General features: G+C 58.5%; 19 protein-coding genes. 5 read left to right on the forward strand and 14 right to left on the reverse strand.

Translation table 11 applies throughout. The features are described 5' to 3' along the window. Positions 1 to 6: 6 nt before the first annotated feature. From ACFWW2_RS14560 to ACFWW2_RS14575, 4 genes are all read left to right on the forward strand, one after another. Entirely contained in the window at positions 7 to 351 is a 345-nt protein-coding gene (locus ACFWW2_RS14560; protein ID WP_393928962.1) for a hypothetical protein, read from the forward strand. Then, positions 348 to 1,205: a DMT family transporter gene (locus tag ACFWW2_RS14565; protein WP_393928964.1), complete on the forward strand. Its 858-nt coding sequence runs from the start codon at positions 348 to 350 to the stop codon at positions 1,203 to 1,205. The genes ACFWW2_RS14560 and ACFWW2_RS14565 overlap by 4 nt, the downstream gene beginning before the upstream one ends. A 156-nt stretch (positions 1,206 to 1,361) precedes the next feature. Then, positions 1,362 to 2,516, forward strand: a complete 1,155-nt coding sequence (locus ACFWW2_RS14570; protein ID WP_393928966.1) for an OmpP1/FadL family transporter — start codon at positions 1,362 to 1,364, stop codon at positions 2,514 to 2,516. Positions 2,517 to 2,637: 121 nt separating this feature from the next. After that, the gene (locus tag ACFWW2_RS14575; RefSeq protein WP_393928968.1) at positions 2,638 to 3,546 is read left to right on the forward strand and encodes a DMT family transporter; all 909 of its coding nucleotides are present in this window, start codon (positions 2,638 to 2,640) and stop codon (positions 3,544 to 3,546) included. Here the strand turns inward: ACFWW2_RS14575 and lpxB are convergent. The 14 genes from lpxB to pyrH all read right to left on the reverse strand — a co-directional run bounded on the left by lpxB (position 3,472) and on the right by pyrH (position 16,151). Beyond that, the gene (gene lpxB / locus ACFWW2_RS14580; RefSeq protein ID WP_393928970.1) at positions 3,472 to 4,626 is read right to left on the reverse strand and encodes a lipid-A-disaccharide synthase; all 1,155 of its coding nucleotides are present in this window, start codon (positions 4,624 to 4,626) and stop codon (positions 3,472 to 3,474) included. The two genes, ACFWW2_RS14575 and lpxB, sit on opposite strands and share 75 nt — an antisense overlap. Next, positions 4,623 to 5,522 carry an LpxI family protein gene (locus ACFWW2_RS14585; protein ID WP_393928972.1) on the reverse strand — a complete coding sequence of 300 codons (900 nt, stop codon included), beginning with the start codon at positions 5,520 to 5,522 and terminating at the stop codon, positions 4,623 to 4,625. Before ACFWW2_RS14585 ends, lpxB begins: the two co-directional genes overlap by 4 nt. Then, positions 5,522 to 6,304 carry an acyl-ACP--UDP-N-acetylglucosamine O-acyltransferase gene (lpxA, locus tag ACFWW2_RS14590; protein ID WP_393928974.1) on the reverse strand — a complete coding sequence of 261 codons (783 nt, stop codon included), beginning with the start codon at positions 6,302 to 6,304 and terminating at the stop codon, positions 5,522 to 5,524. Before lpxA ends, ACFWW2_RS14585 begins: the two co-directional genes overlap by 1 nt. Further along, the gene (gene fabZ, locus ACFWW2_RS14595) at positions 6,304 to 6,765 is read right to left on the reverse strand and encodes a 3-hydroxyacyl-ACP dehydratase FabZ (RefSeq protein ID WP_393928976.1); all 462 of its coding nucleotides are present in this window, start codon (positions 6,763 to 6,765) and stop codon (positions 6,304 to 6,306) included. The genes lpxA and fabZ overlap by 1 nt, the downstream gene beginning before the upstream one ends. An 86-nt stretch (positions 6,766 to 6,851) precedes the next feature. Next, positions 6,852 to 7,379, reverse strand: coding sequence for an OmpH family outer membrane protein (locus tag ACFWW2_RS14600; RefSeq protein ID WP_393928978.1), 528 nt, complete (start codon positions 7,377 to 7,379; stop codon positions 6,852 to 6,854). Continuing rightward, positions 7,379 to 9,682, reverse strand: coding sequence for an outer membrane protein assembly factor BamA (gene bamA, locus ACFWW2_RS14605; protein ID WP_393928980.1), 2,304 nt, complete (start codon positions 9,680 to 9,682; stop codon positions 7,379 to 7,381). The genes ACFWW2_RS14600 and bamA overlap by 1 nt, the downstream gene beginning before the upstream one ends. A gap of 121 nt (positions 9,683 to 9,803) precedes the next feature. Next, on the reverse strand, positions 9,804 to 9,929 hold the full coding sequence (locus ACFWW2_RS14610) for a hypothetical protein (RefSeq protein WP_393928982.1): 126 nt from the start codon (positions 9,927 to 9,929) through the stop codon (positions 9,804 to 9,806). A 78-nt stretch (positions 9,930 to 10,007) separates the two neighbouring features. After that, entirely contained in the window at positions 10,008 to 11,339 is a 1,332-nt protein-coding gene (gene rseP / locus ACFWW2_RS14615) for an RIP metalloprotease RseP (RefSeq protein WP_393928984.1), read from the reverse strand. A gap of 3 nt (positions 11,340 to 11,342) precedes the next feature. Further along, positions 11,343 to 12,512: a 1-deoxy-D-xylulose-5-phosphate reductoisomerase gene (gene dxr, locus ACFWW2_RS14620; protein ID WP_393928986.1), complete on the reverse strand. Its 1,170-nt coding sequence runs from the start codon at positions 12,510 to 12,512 to the stop codon at positions 11,343 to 11,345. Continuing rightward, positions 12,509 to 13,312, reverse strand: coding sequence for a phosphatidate cytidylyltransferase (locus tag ACFWW2_RS14625; RefSeq protein ID WP_393928988.1), 804 nt, complete (start codon positions 13,310 to 13,312; stop codon positions 12,509 to 12,511). Before ACFWW2_RS14625 ends, dxr begins: the two co-directional genes overlap by 4 nt. A gap of 2 nt (positions 13,313 to 13,314) precedes the next feature. Next, positions 13,315 to 14,040 carry an isoprenyl transferase gene (locus ACFWW2_RS14630; protein ID WP_393928990.1) on the reverse strand — a complete coding sequence of 242 codons (726 nt, stop codon included), beginning with the start codon at positions 14,038 to 14,040 and terminating at the stop codon, positions 13,315 to 13,317. 34 nt (positions 14,041 to 14,074) lie between these two features. After that, a complete protein-coding gene (frr, locus tag ACFWW2_RS14635) occupies positions 14,075 to 14,638 on the reverse strand; it encodes a ribosome recycling factor (RefSeq protein ID WP_393928992.1) in 564 nt (187 codons plus the stop codon). A gap of 110 nt (positions 14,639 to 14,748) precedes the next feature. After that, a complete protein-coding gene (locus ACFWW2_RS14640; protein ID WP_393928994.1) occupies positions 14,749 to 15,396 on the reverse strand; it encodes a hypothetical protein in 648 nt (215 codons plus the stop codon). Between the two features lie 8 nt (positions 15,397 to 15,404). Beyond that, a complete protein-coding gene (gene pyrH / locus ACFWW2_RS14645) occupies positions 15,405 to 16,151 on the reverse strand; it encodes a UMP kinase (protein WP_393928996.1) in 747 nt (248 codons plus the stop codon). A 105-nt stretch (positions 16,152 to 16,256) separates the two neighbouring features. Between pyrH and miaA the strand changes: the two genes are divergently transcribed. Further along, entirely contained in the window at positions 16,257 to 17,159 is a 903-nt protein-coding gene (gene miaA / locus ACFWW2_RS14650) for a tRNA (adenosine(37)-N6)-dimethylallyltransferase MiaA (protein ID WP_393929419.1), read from the forward strand. Positions 17,160 to 17,188 lie beyond the last annotated feature (29 nt).

Raw genomic sequence — 17,188 nt, forward strand, 5'->3', positions numbered from 1 at the left:
CCGGCCATGATCAGACACATCGCCTTTGCCGTGGCCATGCCGCTCTGCGCCCAGGCAGACACGCTGCCTCCGCTGGCTTGCAGCGGTGAGGCACCCGACTGGACGCTCAACGTGGCCGATGACACGGCCAGCTTTGAGTTCCAGCGGCAAAGCGACATGACCATTCCGCATCGCACCACGGCAGAAGGCCAAGACTGGCCGCAGGCCCTCACCCTGATCAGCCGATATGACACCGCCATCGTGATCATCGACCAACGGCAATGCGGCACCGCCCCCTATACAGTCGAAGTACTGACACAGCGTGGCGAAACCCCGATCCTGCTCACCGGCTGCTGCGCGGTCGCCCCATGAACGACACCCTGCGCGCGGCCCTGTGGATGATCGGGGCCATTACCTCCTTCACCGCGATGGCCGTCGCTGGCCGGGCCATCAGCCTGGAGCTTGATACATTCGAGATCATGCTCTTTCGCAGCCTGACCGGCATCGTGATTGTGCTGGGCGTGGCCTTTGCGGCCGGAACGCTCGGTCAGGTCCGACGACAGAAACTAGGCCTGCATTTCACCCGCAACATTTGCCATTTTGCTGGCCAGAACCTGTGGTTCTACGCCATCACCCTCATCCCGCTTGCCCAGGTCTTTGCACTCGAATTCACCACACCGATCTGGGTGATTCTGCTGTCGCCCCTGATCCTGCAGGAACGGCTGACCGCCATGGGGCTCTTCTGCGCGGGCCTTGGTTTTCTGGGCATCCTCATCGTGGCCCGCCCCGATGCGGCCGCCATCAGCCCCGGCCTGATTGCAGCCGCATCCTGCGCGGTCTTCTTTGCGCTGACCGCCATCTTCACCCGCAAGCTCACCCGGACCGAGACGATCACGACAATCCTTTTTTATCTGACCGTCATGCAAGCCGTCTTCGGGCTGATCTTCGCGGGCTATGACGGGGACATCGCGGTTCCATCGCTGGCGGGACTGCCCTGGGTGGTGTTGATCGGATGTGCCGGGCTGCTGGCCCATTTCTGCCTGACCACCGCCCTCAGCATCGCCCCCGCCAGCGTGGTCATGCCTATTGATTTCGTACGGTTGCCGGTCATCGCTGTGGTCGGGATGGCATTCTACAACGAACCCCTTGATACACTTGTGTTTGTCGGCGCCGCCCTGATCTTTGCGGCCAACTACCTCAACATTACCCGCAGGCAACACAACTGAGGTCATTTACAAAAGTTGCGCGACTCGCCCGAGTAGTGCATTTTTGTGACGTTGCGACCCGCGACACTCTATGACGTGGCGTCAAGAATTGACGCTTTAGTCAACCGCTCTTTAGGGTCGCCCGTACACCAGAGTATTCATGACAGGGATGAGGACATGAAAAACGTATTGACGGCAGGCGCAGCACTGCTGCTGAGCACGAGCATTGCAAGCGCGGGGGGCGTTGAGCGTTCGGCACCATCGGTAGCATTGCTGTTCGAAGAGGGAAACTATTTGGAGTTGAACTTCGGGTTCATCGCACCGGAGGTTAGCGGCACACAAGCGATTCCAGCAGGTCCTGGCTCACCGGTTGGTGCAGACTCGGGTGATATTTCCGAGGATTACTCGCAACTGAGTTTCGGCTACAAGAATGATCTGACCGACCAACTTGCGCTGGCGCTCATCATCGATCAGCCAATCGGCGCTGACGTGAACTACTCCGAAGACACCAACTATGCCTACGGTGGTGGCGTTTCGGGTCTGGGCTCAACCGCTACCATTGACAGTGTGGGCCTAACTGCTCTGCTGAGCTATGAAGCGGCAGAAAACATCACTGTCTACGGCGGCGTGCGCGCAATCCAGACATCTGGCGAAGTCGCGCTGTTCAATACTTATTCGATGTCCACTTCAACTGAAACAGATTACGGCTATGTGGTTGGTGCGGCGTGGGAGCGTCCCGAGATCGCGGCGCGGGTCGCGCTTACATACCACAGCGAAGTCACTCATGATTTTACCGCAACAGAGGCATCGCTAAGTCCTGCTGTACCTCCGACAGATACCGAGTTCTCGACCACTATCCCTCAGTCTGTGACGTTGGAAGGCCAAACCGGTGTGGCAGCCGACACGTTGCTGTTTGGCTCGATCCGCTGGGTTGACTGGTCCGAGTTCGACATTTCGCCAACGATTTTCGGTAGCGGAGCGGGTAATCCGTCTCTTGTTGACTACGAAGACGACAGCGTGACGTACAATCTCGGCCTTGGGCGCCGTTTCAACGATGACTGGTCCGGAGCGGTCACTGCTGGTTATGAAGCAGCCAATGGTGGCTTCGCAGGCAACCTTGGCCCAACGGACGGCAATACGTCGCTAGGTGTTGCAGTCACCCGTACAATTGATGCGGTACGTATCACCGGCGGTGTTCGTTACATCTGGATTGGAGATGCTGACACCGAAGCACCCCTTGCCTTCACCGGAGGAACTCCGGGGGTAACATTGGGCGAATTCGAAGACAACACAGCGTGGGCTGCTGGCCTAAGAATTGCATACAACTTTTGAGACCATTGGATTTCTAACAAAGGCCCCGCCTATCCGGCGGGGCTTTTTCGTTCCAAAAGCATGATCCGGGTTGCGCCTCCCTCGCCAACCCGATCAAGTCCCCCAAATGACACCCGTCCAAATGACCATATCACCCCGCGCTTGGGCCGAACTGCTCCTCCTTGGGCTGATCTGGGGGGCGTCGTTCCTGTCGATCCGCATCGCGCTGAACGAAATCGGGCCGCTCACGGCTGTCGCCCATCGCACCGGTTGGGCCATGCTGATCCTTTGGGCGTATATCGCCCTGCGCCGCCTGCCCGTCCCCCAAAGCGCAAAAATCTGGGGCGCGTTCCTGATCATGGGTCTTCTGAACAACGTCATCCCGTTCAGCCTGATGGCATGGGGGCAGTTGCATATCGAAACCGGCCTCACCTCCATCCTGAACGCGGCCACCGCCATCTTTGGGGTGATTGCCGCAGCACTCTTCTTCGCCGATGAACGGCTTACACCGCGCAAGGCCATCGGCGTCACGTTGGGATTTTTCGGGGTGGCCACAGCGATTGGTCTCTCCGCGCTGACCCAATTCGATATCCGATCGCTTGGACAACTTGCCGTCATTGGCGGCACGATCAGCTATGCGCTGGCCGGGGTCTGGGCGCGCAAGACCCTTGGCGGTCTACCACCACAGGTCGCGGCCGCGGGCATGCTCACCGGGTCCAGCCTGATCACTCTGCCTGTCGCCTGGATGATCGAAGGACCGATCAGCTTGACGCTTGCACCGCAGACATGGGCCGCCATCGCCTATTACGCCATCATCGCCACGGCCATCGCGTACCTGCTCTATTATCGGGTGCTGGCAATGGCGGGCAGCGGTAACCTGATGCTGTGCACTTTGCTGGTCGCACCGGTCGCCATCGTCCTCGGCGCCATCGTGCTGGAGGAGGCATTGCCCCTGCGGGCCTATGCGGGCTTCGGGTTACTCGCCCTCGGCCTGATCATTCTTGACGGTCGCGTGCTCAAGGCGATCCAGAACCGCGCGGGCGGCACGTAAACCCGGTGGCTCTCCGCCCTGCCCCAACCGTTCCATTGTCATCGCCATTGCGTCGCGCTGCGCGCCGGGATCTTTCAACACCTGCAGAACCGCCTCGGCAATCGGGCCGGGTTCACAATTCTTGCCAATGAACTCCGGCACAACCCGTGTCTCGCTAACCAGATTGACCAGCGTCACCGTGTCCACCAGCAACATCCGACGAATAATGATCCGGCTCAACCAGGCCATATCATAGGCAATCACCATCGGCGTGCCACTTGCGGCCAGTTCCAGCGACACCGTGCCAGAGGCGGCCAGCGCCACATCCGCCCGCTTGAACCACGCCGGACGGCTGGGAACACCTGGCTCCAACACCGTCACCGGAACCGGCCAATTCTTTACCTGGTCGCAGACCAGATCGAAAACGCCCTGCGTGGTGGGAATGACAAATGTCGCATCCGGAACTGCTGCTGCAATTCGCCCCACGGCCTCGCCAAACCGGTCGGCAAGGCGCGATACCTCTCCCTTGCGGCTGCCGGGCAGCACCATGACCACCGTGCGATCCACCCCCAAAGCGGCGGCATCGTCGTCTGATGCCACACGTTCCGCCACCACAGGATGACCGACAAAGTCGCAATCCATCCCCGCAGCCTGCATATAGGGCGGCTCAAACGGAAACAGCGCCAGCACATGATCAATATGCTGCGCCATCTTCGCCGCGCGCCCCGGGCGCCAGGCCCAGACCGTGGGGGCCACGTAGTGCACCGTGCGAATATCGCTGGCCGCCTTGACGAGACGGGCGACCCGTAGACAAAAATCCGGACTGTCGATGGTGATCAGGATATCAGGTCGGGTTTCAATAATCGCCTCGGCCATCTGCCGGATCCGGGCCTTCAACGCGCGATATTTCGGCAGGATCTCTGCCAAACCCATCACGCTCAACTCATCCATGGGAAAGCGGCTGACCAGCCCCTCGGCCTGCATCAACGGGCCGCCGACCCCATCAAATGCCACCTCCGGGCGCAACTGCTTCATCCCCGCCATCAAAGCGGAACCCAGCTTGTCGCCCGACGCCTCGCCCGCAATCACAAATACTCTCATGCGTCACCTCTGGGGCGGACCCACAGAAACATGCCCTGCGCATCAAGGATTTGGCAAACGGCCTCCATATCCAGCACCATCACGCCCCCGGCCTCAATCACGATCCCGGACAGCCCGGCCTCTGCGGCCTTCATCGCGGTCGCCGGACCAATCAATGGCAGATCAGCACGGCGGTCCTGTTGCGGCTTCGGGGCCTTGAAAAGAATCCCGTCATCTGCTGTTGCCGGGGTGTCCTCCAGACCTGACAGCCAATCCTTGACCGTTTCCACGGCGCTGACACCCAAATCCACGATATATTCCAAGGGATCGCCTGCCATTGGCGCATCATATGCCTCAAAAAACTTCGCCAGCATGGCATCCGTGCCTTCCGCATCCTCTTTGGCCAGAACGCGGCCCACCCTGACAATGCAGGCCTGACCGCTGTCAGCCTGCCCCATCGCTACAACACAAGCCTCACCCTCTGCCGCATCCGCCTTGTGCCAATCCTCAGGCTTGGCCTGGGTCAAAACCCCGATAGGCGGCAGCAGATCAGGGGCAATCTCATGAGCCGCAACCACAGCGAATCCCGCCTCTTCCAACACCGCTATGATCGCCCGCAACGCGCCATCATCGCCTTGGGCCATGGCCGCTTGCACCTTCGGGATAAGGGGCAGTGTGGCGGCATCAATCTGCGCGGCATCAATCTGCGGACGGCGCACAGCGCCGGCCATGCAAATGCGTGTCACTCCATGCGCCTTCAGTTCGGCCAGAAATGTGCCCAGTTGCTCCAGCCGAAACCGGATGTCGACGTCCAGAGCAGGCTCAAACCCATCCAGCGCGCAGACCAGCGGACGTTCCTGCAGACGTGCCACCAGCGCGGGCGGCAAATCCCCCATCCCTGCGATCAGCGCCAGCATCAACCGGGGGTCAGGAAATTGCGGTCCGTATCGCCAAGGATAAAGGCCACCATCTGCTGCACATAGGCGCTGTCGCTTTCGTCCGCCAACCGATGCGCGCGATCCTGAAACGTCCCCTCACCATCCTTGAGCATCTGAAACGCTGCGCGCAGTGCGGTGATATCGGCCCGCGCCACGCCCTTGCGCTTCAACCCGACCAGGTTCAATCCATCCAGAACGCCGCGCGGCCCCTGCACCAGACCATGCGGAACCACATCCTTTGTCACCATGGTGACAGCGCCAATGATTGCCCCACGCCCAATGCGGACAAACTGATGCACGCCGCACAAACCGCCAACGATAACATCATCCTCGATAATGCAATGGCCGGCGATAGCCGATGAATTCACGATGATCACCCGATCCCCTATCTGGGCATCATGGGCAATGTGGCAGCCCGCCATGAACAGACCATCATCACCAATCCGCGTCTCACCCCCGCCATTGGCAGTGCCCGTGTTCATCGTCACATGTTCACGGATCCGGTTCCGGGCGCCGATACGCAGGCGGCTCTTTTCGCCACCAAACTTCAGGTCCTGTGGAATCTCACCGATCACGGCAAATGAAAACACCACTGTCTCGTCCCCGATATGGGTGTCGCCATCAATAACCACATGGCTCTTGAGCGTAACGCGTTCCCCCAAAACAACCTCGGGACCAATCACGCAAAACGGACCAATACGACATCCGGTACCAATCACGGCACCATCCGCAATAACGGCAGATGGGTGGATGTCACACATCAACCCTGCAAATCCATCATCGCGGTAAATTCCGCCTCTGCAGCCATTTCACCCCCGACCGAAGCGACACCCTTAAAGCGCCAGACCTTGCCGCCGGGCTTGCCCCGGGTCGTCTCGACATGCATTTCCAGCACGTCACCGGGCACCACCTTGCGGCGGAATTTGCAGCCATCAATCGCCATGAAATACACCAGCAGATTGCCGTCCGTCAGGCCAAGCGAGGCCCCTACCATGACCGCAGTGGTCTGGGCCATCGCCTCGACAATCGTGACGCCGGGCATGATCGGGTTGCCCGGGAAATGGCCTTGAAAATGCGGCTCGTTCATTGTCACGTTTTTGATGCCCACAGCGGATGTGGTGCCATTAATACTATGCACCTTGTCGACCAGCAGAAACGGATAGCGATGCGGCAGAATTCTCTGGATCAGCTGGATATCAGCTTCGGTCACCGGCTCGGACATGAAGGGCAGCTCCTTGTTATTCCCGCGGTTCTCAGGCCCGCTTGATATCTGACTAGCAAGCCCACCGGCAGCGGGCAAGCAGAAGGCTACCGCGTCCCGTCGCCCAGCTGCGCATCAATCCGGACAATCACATCATCGGTGATGTTGACCGCGCGGATCGACATCACGACATTGTCCTGCTCCATCACCAGGGCGGCGCCACGCTCGATCATGACGTCGGCAACGATGTTCTGAACCCGGCTTTCGAATGTGGCGCGGGCCGACCGGTTCACGGCCTGCAATTCCAGATTCTTGGCGTCACGGGCACGGCGCACCTCTTGCACCTTTGCATCAAACGCAGCGGCCTCGGCCTGAAATGCCTCACGGGTCATGCCGGGGCGACGCTCGGTCAGGCTCAATTCCTCTTCACGCAATGTGGCGGCGATACGATCGTTTTCGGCCTGAAACTCCATCATCAATGATGCGAGTTCCGCGTCCAGACGGCGACCATAAAGCGTATCTTCATAAAGCCTTTCACTGTCTATGATCAACACCTGTGGGGACGCGCCCTGTGCCTGAGCTGCACCCGACAAGGCCAGCACAAACCAGACAGCGATCGCCCCCAGAAAACGCATCAGAAACTGGTCGAGATGGTCACGTCAAAATTCTTCGGCTCATCACGATCCTGCGAATCCAGCGCCTCTGTAAAGTTGAAGCGCAGCGGGCCCACAGGGGTGGTCCAGAAAATCGATAACCCGGCCACTGTTCTTGGCGTGAAATCGTCATAAAGAACGGTCGATGTTCCTGTTTCGCCAACGCTCCAGACCGATCCATAATCAATGAACGCGCCACCGGTAATGCCGTATTCGCTGGGCAGACCCAGCGGGAACTCGGCCTCCAGACGGGCAACCGCAAATGCGTTACCGCCAAGCGCATCGTCTGTCACATCATCGCGTGGACCAATGCCGCCCGGCTCAAAACCACGCATCACACGACCGCCCAGAAAAAAGCGATCCGTGACCCGGCTGCTCCCCTCCTGATACTCCAGATACCCGCCTTCGACAGTGGCGCGCAGTGTCAATTCTTCGTTCAACACCTTGGTTTCGGCTCCGGCTAGGGCGGTTGTCTTGATATACTGCGTGTCGCCAAATCCAAATTCTTGGCCAAACCGCAAGATGATACCGGCATTGGGGTTCAACCCGGTGCGCCGGGTATCATAGCTATAGCGATATCCGACCGAGGTATTGGCAACCTTACCCCGGTTCGCCTCATCCTGAATAATCTGGCTGGCCGTGGTCGACACATCGGTCAGATCAGTAAACTCATAAGCGGTAAAGACTGACAACCGCCCGTTTTCGCTGACCGGAAAGCTAAGCGACGGGCTGAAACGCAATGCTTCGGTGTCATATAGCGCGTTTTCGTTATCTGTGGTGCGATACGACAGATCAATGCCGAAGCGCAGATCGCGGCCGAGAAATTGTGGCTCAGAGAAGCCAAATGCAAAACGGCGGTTGCTTCGAGCCGTCGACACTTCAAAGCTCAAACGCTGTCCACGCCCCTGAAAGTTGCTTTGACGGTAGGATGCAACCAGACCGGCGCCCGTATCACTGTTGTAATTGGCACCGAATGAAAGGGTGCCCGTGGGTCCCTCCTCCACATCGACATCAATGACCACCTGTTCAGGCGATGATCCTTCACGCGCATCGACAGAGGCATTCTGGAAAAAACCCAGCGCCCGGATGCGGCGGGCGCTTTCACGGATCTCGCGTGGATTAAAGGGATCACCTTCGACCACCCGGAACTGGTTGCGGATCACACGGTCCAGCGTCGTACCATTGCCTTCGATATCAATCCGCTCGACAAACACGCGACGGCCCGGCACCAGTACATATTCAACGTTCAACTCTAATGCGCGGTCATTGCGTGTGATGCGCGGTTCGACTTGCAAAAAACGGACCCCGCGCCGCTGTGCCAGTATCTCGATACGGGAAATGTCGGTCTCAATCGGTTCCGGCGAATAGGTCGCACCTCTTCGGATACGCAGCGCCTGTTCATAGTCAGCGCCATTAACACCCGGAATTTCGCTGCGGATAGACACATTCCCAAAGGTGAATTGCTGACCTTCGCGCAGGTTGAACGTGACCAGATAGGCGTCGCGTTCGCGGGTCAGGGCGACATCAACGTTTTGAACAACAAAATCAGGATAGCCGCGCGACCGGTAAAAATCGGTCAGCAACTGACGATCCCGTGCAATGCGCTCTGGCGAATAAGTGTCGCGGGCAATCACGCTGCGCAACAGGCCCGCCTGCTTGGTGTCCAGAACCAGACGCAGACGGCGTTCCGAATAGGTGCGGTTACCGATGAAGCTGATCCGCTCAATCTCGGTCACGCCCGCCTCGACCACTTCGAACACCAGATCAACACGGTTTTCCGGCAGACGAATGATGCGCGGGGTCACCACAGCATTGATGCGGCCCTGCTGGGCATAGGCCTGCGTGATGGCGGCCGTGTCCTGTTCGGCCTGTGACGGGTTGTAGACGCGGCGCGGCTGCGACTGAACCAGCGTCAGCAACTGCTCATCGCGAATACGGGCGTTGCCTTCAATGTTGATGCGGTTGATGGTCGGAAACTCGACCACATTGATCAGCAGCGTGCGCCCAACCGGCGTGACCTCGACGCTTTCGAACAAACCTGAGTCGCGAATACGCTGGGCGGCATCGTTCAATTCACCCGCCGACAGGGTTTCGCCGCGTTCGATACCCGCAAATGTCAGAATCGTGCCGTCGGCAACACGCAGGTTGCCTTCGATATTAACCGCATTGAAGGCAAAGCTTTGCGCCAGCGCGGCACCGCCCATCCCCGCCAAAATCAACACAAAACTGGCGCGCCGCACCAGTGTTACGCCCTGCGCCAATGCGCGCCCCCAAATTTTTTTCATTATTATCGCCTGTGCTACCAACCCATTTTCTACCGGAGTAGCCCGTCTGCGACACATTGTCAAAAACAAGAAACGCGCCCGAAGGCGCGTTTCCTACTGTATTTGGTGATGTAAGCTGGGACTAGCTCAACATCACGTATGACGCACTATAAAGCGCAATCGTAAGAATAAGGGCAAAACGCAACCAGTCAATATTCAGCCGGATCAGTATCCGCAGGCCGCGATATCCCGCTGTCAACGTTTCCATTGCACCACTCCGTCTTAGATAAACTCAAGATTAACGTAAGGGCAAAATGCGGCAAAACAGTGGCGCCAATTGCGGAGTTTACGGACAAAGCAATGTATCGTTCAGGATCGTGAAGGACATCAGCGACAGGATCAGCGCAAGGCCGACAAACATGAAAACCTGCACCACACGATCATTCGGTTTGCGGCGGGTCACGGCCTCATAGGCATAAAACACTAGGTGACCGCCATCCAGCACCGGGATCGGGAACAGGTTAATCAAACCGACCGCAGCGGATAACGCCCCGATAAACCAGATAAAGCTTTGCGCGCCCTGCGATGCCATTGACCCGCTGGTCTCGGCGATGGCCACCGGGCCACCCAGATTACAGGTCGAAATCTCGCCCACGATGATATGTTTCAGCGCCGACAGCGATGTAGTCGTCAGGAACCAGAACCGCTCTGCCCCGATCTTGACTGCATCCCATGGGCCAACAAATTCAGTCTGTTCGCGAAAGAACGTCTCTCCGCTGATGCCCATCAGCCAGCGGGTCTCAAACCCTCCATCCATTGGCACATCAACCCGGCGCGGGGCAAGCGTCACGTCGACCGTTGTGCCGTCGCGCCACAGCTGCAGCGCCAGATCGCCGCCCTCAGCAGCTCTGACAATATCCTGCACTTGCGAAAAGGCAAAAACCGGCACGCCATCAATGGCCGTCATGACGTCGCCAACCTTGATGCCTGCATCATCGGCGGCCGACCGCGGGGTCACTCCGGCCACAATCGGCGGCATGATATAGGGGCCCTGCACAACCATCTCACTGCCATCGCGCAAAATGGTGTAATCCAACTGCTCTTTCACCGGCACCAGATCAATTACGCTGTCTTCGCGACCTTCCTCGGTGACCGGCACACCCTCAATCGCTAACAGCACATCGCCCACCTGCAGCGCAGATGCCTCAGCCGCAGGTAGTGGGCGCAACTCGCCAATCGCCAACGGTTCAGCCACCCGGCCCTGATACATGATCGTGCCGCCAAAGATCGCAATGGCGAGGATGAAGTTGAAAATCGGGCCAGCAGCAACAGTGGCCGTGCGCGCCCATAACGGGGCGCCTAACATCGTCTTGCGGGCATCAGCAGGGTCCACTGACCCGTCCGACCCCACGCTCGCAGCATTTGCATCGCCCATGAACTTCACGTAGCCGCCAATCGGCAAGGCGGCGACCTGCCATTTCGTGCCGCGCTTGTCCACCCGGCTATAGATGACGGGGCCAAACCCCAGCGAAAACACATCCGCATGGATGCCGCACCATCGCCCAACGATATAATGGCCATATTCATGGATGGCCACGATCACGGACAAGGCCACGATGAACGCGACAATCGTAAAGGCCAGGTTGCCGAACATCGGCACGATTTGCATCAATTCCACGTTTTATCCCATATGGCTGATGGCTTCGGCCGCACGTATGCGGGCCAGCCGATCTGTTTCTAGCACGTTATCTAACGTGATTTCGGCATTTTGCAGCCCGTCAGATGATGACATTTTGTCGAGCGTCGTCTCAACAACCCTTGCCATATCCAGAAACCCAATGTCACCCGCAATGAACCCATCCAACGCACGTTCCTTTGCGGCATTGAACACGGCCCCCGACAGACCGCCCTCCTGCATCACCCGCCTGGCCAGCGCCAACGCCGGATAACGGGCATCATCAGGGGCCTCAAAGGTCAACGACCCGATCTTTGCAAGGTCCAGACGCTCCACCGGCAGATGCTTGCGGTCCGGCCAATGCAACGCGTAGCCAATGGCGTGGCGCATATCGGGCGGCCCCACATGCGCCATCAGCGCGCCGTCACGAAAGCCCACCATCGCATGGATCAGGCTTTCGCGATGCACCAGCACCTCGATCATGTCATGGGAAACGCCAAAAAACTCCTTAGTTTCAATCAGCTCCATCGCCTTGTTGAACATCGACGCGCTGTCAATGGTGATGCGCTGCCCCATGTCCCAATTGGGATGGCTGGATGCTTCGGCCAATGTCGCCGTCGCCAGCTTTTCCACCGGCCAATCCCGAAACGCCCCGCCACTGGCGGTGATAACAACACGCTCCACGGCGGCCATATCCTCGCCCACCAACGCTTGAAACACAGCCGAATGCTCGCTATCCACTGGCAGAACGGTAGCCCCATGCGCCTTGGCGGTGCCCAGCAACAGCGGCCCAGCTGTCACCAGCGATTCCTTGTTGGCCAGCGCCAGCTTGGTGCCATGTTCCAGCGCGACCAGACCGGGCACCAGCCCGGCAGAGCCAACAATCGCCGACAGCGCCCAGTCCACCGGCCGGGCCGCCGCGGCCGCAATGGCATCCGGCCCTGCCGCCACCTCAACATCCGTTCCGGCCAGCAAATCCTTCAATTCATTGTAACATTCTGGATAACAGGTCACCGCCAGATCAGCACCCAACCGGCGCGCATCCGCCGCTAACTGCGTGACGTTGCGCCCTCCCGTCAACGCCACCACATCATAACCATCAGCATCACGCGCAATCAGGTCAATCGCACTTTGCCCCACAGACCCGGTTGCCCCAAACAGCGTGATCCGCCTCAAAAGGCCACTCCCGGTACGTTAAAGACAACAGCCACCAGCAGCATGAACAGCGCCGCACCCAGCAAGGCGTCAAACCGGTCAAACAACCCGCCATGGCCCGGGATCAGGGTTGAGCTGTCCTTCACCCCCATACGACGTTTCAGCGCGCTTTCGGCGATGTCACCCATCTGCCCGGCAAAGCTCAGCACCATGGAAATCAGCACGATGACAAGACCGGCATTGGTAAACAGGGTAAAGATGAACCCGATAATTCCTGCCCCGATCCAACCGGCAACAGTCCCGCTCCATGTTTTCTTGGGGCTGACCTTGGGCCAGAATTTCGGACCCCCGATCGACTTGCCTGCAAAATAGCCAAAGATATCCGTGATAATCACCACTGACATCAGCCAAAGCAGCCAGACAAACCCGAAATCCATGCGGAAATGGACCAGACCCCACCCGGCAATCTGGATCCCTAGGGCAAAGATGAAAAACGTCTTTTGCTCTGTACGCAACTGGGTCACCCCGATGATCGGCACCACCAGAAATAACAGCAACGTCCAGCCGGTATCATTGGCCAGCTGGCCCGACATGATCGACGCCACAAGTGCGGCCATCAGCATGCCCTTGGTAGGCTCTGCCGGGCGGATCATCATCCAGATTTCCCAGACCGTGACGGCCGAGACAAAGACAACCAGCATCTGAAACCAGACACCACCCAGGATCACACCCGCCGCACCAATCACTGTCATCGCCGCACTTGATGCAATACGAACGGTCAGATCATCCCACTTTGTCGGGTTTTGCGGGGGTGTTTCCATTGTCAGGCCGGAACTGCCCCGAACCTGCGGTCACGGTGACCAAAACTCGCCAGGACACGGGCAAACTCGGCCTTGGTGAAATCGGGCCACAGGGTATCGACAAACTCATACTCGGAATAGGCCGACTGCCACAGCAAGAAGTTCGAAATCCGCGCTTCGCCGCTGGTGCGGATCACCAGATCAGGATCGGGCAACACATGGGTATCCAGGAATTTCGATAGGGTCTCGGCATCGACCTCATCATGGGTCAGACGGCCCTGCTCAATCTCATAGGCCAGCCGCTTGGCCGCACGGGTCACCTCATCGCGACCCCCGTAATTCAAAGCGACAGTCAGATGCACCGTGTCATTGTCAGCCGTCAGCAGCTCCAAATCATCCATCAAAGAAACGAGCTTGTCATCCAGGCGAATACGGTCCCCGATAAAGCGGACGCGAACACCCTTCTCTAACAAAGCCTTCGCCTCACGTTCCAGATAGGTGCGAAACAGGCTCATCAGACCGGCCACTTCGGTCTGGGTCCGCTTCCAGTTTTCCGTCGAAAAGGCAAAGATCGTCAGATATTTGACACCCAGCCCCGGACAGGCGGCCACAATTTCGCGCACGCGGCGCGCACCGGCATGATGGCCAAACAGGCGTGGGCGACCCCGTTGCTGGGCCCATCGGCCATTGCCATCCATGATAATCGCCACGTGATGCGGGTTGGTCTTGGGGTCGATGTCCTTGGGCATTCCGGCCGCCTTTCTGCGCGTCAGGGGCAGAGTTTTAAACCTGCATGATTTCCGCTTGTTTCGTTTCAAGCGTTTCATCAACGATCTTGATGTGGGCGTCTGTGATTTCCTGCACAGTGCTCTCCCAGAACTTCTGATCGTCTTCCGACATACCGTCGGACTTGGCTTTCTTGATCTGATCCATCCCGTCGCGGCGCAGGTTGCGAATGGACACGCGCGCGCTCTCGGCATAGTGGCCGGCGACCTTGGTCAGCTCGCGGCGGCGTTCCTCGTTCAACTCAGGGATCGGCAGCATGATGATCGTACCGTTGAGCTGAGGATTAATACCCAACCCACTCTCACGAATGGCTTTTTCGACCTTGCCGACCAAACCCTTGTCCCACACGTTGATCGTGACCATCCGGGGTTCGGGCACGTTGACAGTGCCCACCTGGTTGATCGGGGTCATCGACCCGTAGGCATCCACCATCACGGGCTCCAGCATGGACCCGGACGCGCGGCCCGTACGCAATGAGGCCAGTTCGGTGCGCAGATTGGCAATGGCCCCATCCATCCGGCGGGCCAGATCATCGGTATCAAGTTCAAAATCGTCTGACATCTTCTGCTCTTCCACTACGGGCTTTGCCCGGCTTTTCATCGTATTACGGGAATAGCCTGCACTTGTATAGGTCGGGATATGCGTACCGTTTCGGCATTTTTCGATCAGGTTTATCTTGACGCCCGCCGATCGCGACGCAAGCGCTTTGAACGTAATGCCAGCAGACCCGGCACATATGTAGAAGCCAGAAGAAACGCAGCAAGCCCACCCGTATACGGTACTACAAAAAGATATCGCCCCATCGGCCCTCCGTGACAGGCCCAGCGGAACGGGTTGCAAGGCCAAAGCGCCCAGATCATGGGGCCAATGATTACCAATGCAAGAACGATGCCAACCGACCACCCAATAACATAGGTCTTGCTGCGCGGCGGAAAGAATGGATCGAAGAACTGACCGGACGACACATACCGCCCCTCAGCAAAAGACTGCGCAATGCTGCGTAAGGTTTCTTTTTCTGATCGCACGTCACAACGATCTAGGTATTTCGCTGCATCATCACTGAACGCCGCCAAATTCTGAAGGCTTCTCATTGTCCACTCACCTTCATCCATCGAATAGATAGGCATCGAGTTGACGATCTTGTGCAAGTGAACGCCCGTTTCTTCCGCCATGCGCTCGTAAAGTCGATGATACTCCTCTTGATCCAATTCCAAGGCAATCAATTCCAGATCCGGCGTCAACTGTTTGGGATCGGCACCAAATTCATCCGCCAGAACACGGCATAAAGTGTCAAAGACATCGGGATCAAAAGCAGTCATGGTCCAAATCAGTCCTTCACAATCGTATAAGTCCCCTCGCCCGCCAGAATGCCACGGAACCCGCCGGGTTCATCCAGTGAAAAGACAATGATCGGCAGGGCGTTGTCGCGCGCCAGTGCTATCGCGCTCGCATCCATCACACCCAGATGTTTCTGCAACACCTCGTCATAGCTGACGCTCTCATAGCGGACCGCATCATCGTGTTTGGCCGGGTCCTTGTCATAGACACCGTCCACCTTGGTGCCCTTGAAAATCGCCTCGCAGGCCATTTCATTTGCACGCAGCGTTGCGGCGGTATCGGTCGTAAAATACGGATTGCCAGTCCCTGCCGCAAAGATACAAACACGTTTCTTTTCCAAATGGCGCACCGCGCGGCGTCGAATGTAGGGCTCGGCCACTTCGTTCATGGTGATCGCCGAAATCACACGGGTATGAATACCCAATTCCTCCAGCGCGGATTGCATCGCAAGCGCGTTCATCACCGTCGCCAGCATCCCCATGTAATCGGCCGTCGTCCGCTCCATGCCTTGGGCAGAGCCTTGCAAGCCGCGGAAGATATTGCCGCCGCCGATCACCATGCAGATCTCGACGCCCAGATCATGCACGGATTTCACCTCGCGGGCGACGCGCTGCACCGTGGGCGGATGCAACCCAAAGGACGTGTCGCCCATCAGCGCCTCACCCGAAATCTTGAGCATCACGCGTTTATACGTGGTCTCAGCCGCCGGCGCGGGCTGAATTGCGGTGTCGGTCATGGCGTCCCCCTGAAGCGCAGAATGTTAGCGCGCAAAATGTCGGAAAAGCGGGCGGTGTTCAATGGCCGCTTGCCCATATTCGACAGGTTCGGCAGTAATAGCGCGATGATCACGATTTACCCCGACATGCCGGTACTGATTGCCGGACCAACAGCATCCGGCAAGTCCGCGCTGGCCCTGCGGATCGTACAGGAACAAGGCGGCGTGATCGTAAACGCCGACGCGCTGCAGGTGTTCGATGGCTGGCGCATCCTGACCGCACGACCGGACGACGCCGATCTGGCACTGGCCGAACACGCACTTTACGGGCACGTGCCGTTCGATGCCGACTATTCGGTGGGTCACTGGCTGCGGGACGTGGCGCCCTTCCTGCAGGGGCGCAAACGCCCGATCATCGTCGGCGGCACCGGCCTGAATTTCAATGCGCTCACCAACGGGCTGGTCGACATTCCGGCCACCCCGGCTACCTTGCGCCAACAGGCGAACGCCCTCCCCCTGCCCGCCTTACTGACCGATCTGGATGCCGACACAAAGGCGCGGATCGACACGCAAAACCGGATGCGTGTGCAGCGGGCATGGGAAGTGCTGCAGAACACCGGGCGCAGCCTTGCGTCATGGCAGGATACGACACCGCCGCCCCTTCTGCCGCTGGCCCAAACCATCGCCATCACGTTGGACGCACCCAAAGACTGGCTCAACGCACGGATCGAAAAACGCTTCGATCTGATGCTGCAACACGGTGCCCTGGACGAGGCCCGCGTCATGCTGCCCCGCTGGGACTCTGGCCACCAGTCGGCCAAGGCCATCGGGGCGCCGGAACTGATCGCTCATCTAAAGGGCGAAATCAGCCTTCAGGACGCCCGCGCTGCCGCCATCATCGCCTCGCGACAATATGCAAAACGGCAACGCACATGGTTCCGGTCCCGGCACAAAGCATGGGCACATATCGACGCCAGCCAACCTGACATTTCCGCAACACTGCGATTCGCCGATCAACCAATGGATTGATCTGACAGGGCTTTCTGCCAAGACTTGTC

The organism is Yoonia sp. R2-816 (assembly GCF_046762905.1).
GTDB lineage: Bacteria > Pseudomonadota > Alphaproteobacteria > Rhodobacterales > Rhodobacteraceae > Yoonia.

What these genes read in the sequence shown, in the direction of transcription:
- ACFWW2_RS14560 (WP_393928962.1), top strand. Translation starts at nt 7, where the DNA reads ATGATCAGACACATCGCCTTTGCCGTGGCCATGCCGCTCTGCGCCCAG.
- ACFWW2_RS14565 (WP_393928964.1), top strand. Translation starts at nt 348, where the DNA reads ATGAACGACACCCTGCGCGCGGCCCTGTGGATGATCGGGGCCATTACC.
- ACFWW2_RS14570 (WP_393928966.1), top strand. Translation starts at nt 1,362, where the DNA reads ATGAAAAACGTATTGACGGCAGGCGCAGCACTGCTGCTGAGCACGAGC.
- ACFWW2_RS14575 (WP_393928968.1), top strand. Translation starts at nt 2,638, where the DNA reads ATGACCATATCACCCCGCGCTTGGGCCGAACTGCTCCTCCTTGGGCTG.
- lpxB (WP_393928970.1), bottom strand. Translation starts at nt 4,626, where the DNA reads ATGAGAGTATTTGTGATTGCGGGCGAGGCGTCGGGCGACAAGCTGGGT.
- ACFWW2_RS14585 (WP_393928972.1), bottom strand. Translation starts at nt 5,522, where the DNA reads ATGCTGGCGCTGATCGCAGGGATGGGGGATTTGCCGCCCGCGCTGGTG.
- lpxA (WP_393928974.1), bottom strand. Translation starts at nt 6,304, where the DNA reads ATGTGTGACATCCACCCATCTGCCGTTATTGCGGATGGTGCCGTGATT.
- fabZ (WP_393928976.1), bottom strand. Translation starts at nt 6,765, where the DNA reads ATGTCCGAGCCGGTGACCGAAGCTGATATCCAGCTGATCCAGAGAATT.
- ACFWW2_RS14600 (WP_393928978.1), bottom strand. Translation starts at nt 7,379, where the DNA reads ATGCGTTTTCTGGGGGCGATCGCTGTCTGGTTTGTGCTGGCCTTGTCG.
- bamA (WP_393928980.1), bottom strand. Translation starts at nt 9,682, where the DNA reads ATGAAAAAAATTTGGGGGCGCGCATTGGCGCAGGGCGTAACACTGGTG.
- ACFWW2_RS14610 (WP_393928982.1), bottom strand. Translation starts at nt 9,929, where the DNA reads ATGGAAACGTTGACAGCGGGATATCGCGGCCTGCGGATACTGATCCGG.
- ACFWW2_RS14625 (WP_393928988.1), bottom strand. Translation starts at nt 13,312, where the DNA reads ATGGAAACACCCCCGCAAAACCCGACAAAGTGGGATGATCTGACCGTT.
- ACFWW2_RS14630 (WP_393928990.1), bottom strand. Translation starts at nt 14,040, where the DNA reads ATGCCCAAGGACATCGACCCCAAGACCAACCCGCATCACGTGGCGATT.
- frr (WP_393928992.1), bottom strand. Translation starts at nt 14,638, where the DNA reads ATGTCAGACGATTTTGAACTTGATACCGATGATCTGGCCCGCCGGATG.
- ACFWW2_RS14640 (WP_393928994.1), bottom strand. Translation starts at nt 15,396, where the DNA reads ATGACTGCTTTTGATCCCGATGTCTTTGACACTTTATGCCGTGTTCTG.
- pyrH (WP_393928996.1), bottom strand. Translation starts at nt 16,151, where the DNA reads ATGACCGACACCGCAATTCAGCCCGCGCCGGCGGCTGAGACCACGTAT.
- miaA (WP_393929419.1), top strand. Translation starts at nt 16,257, where the DNA reads ATGATCACGATTTACCCCGACATGCCGGTACTGATTGCCGGACCAACA.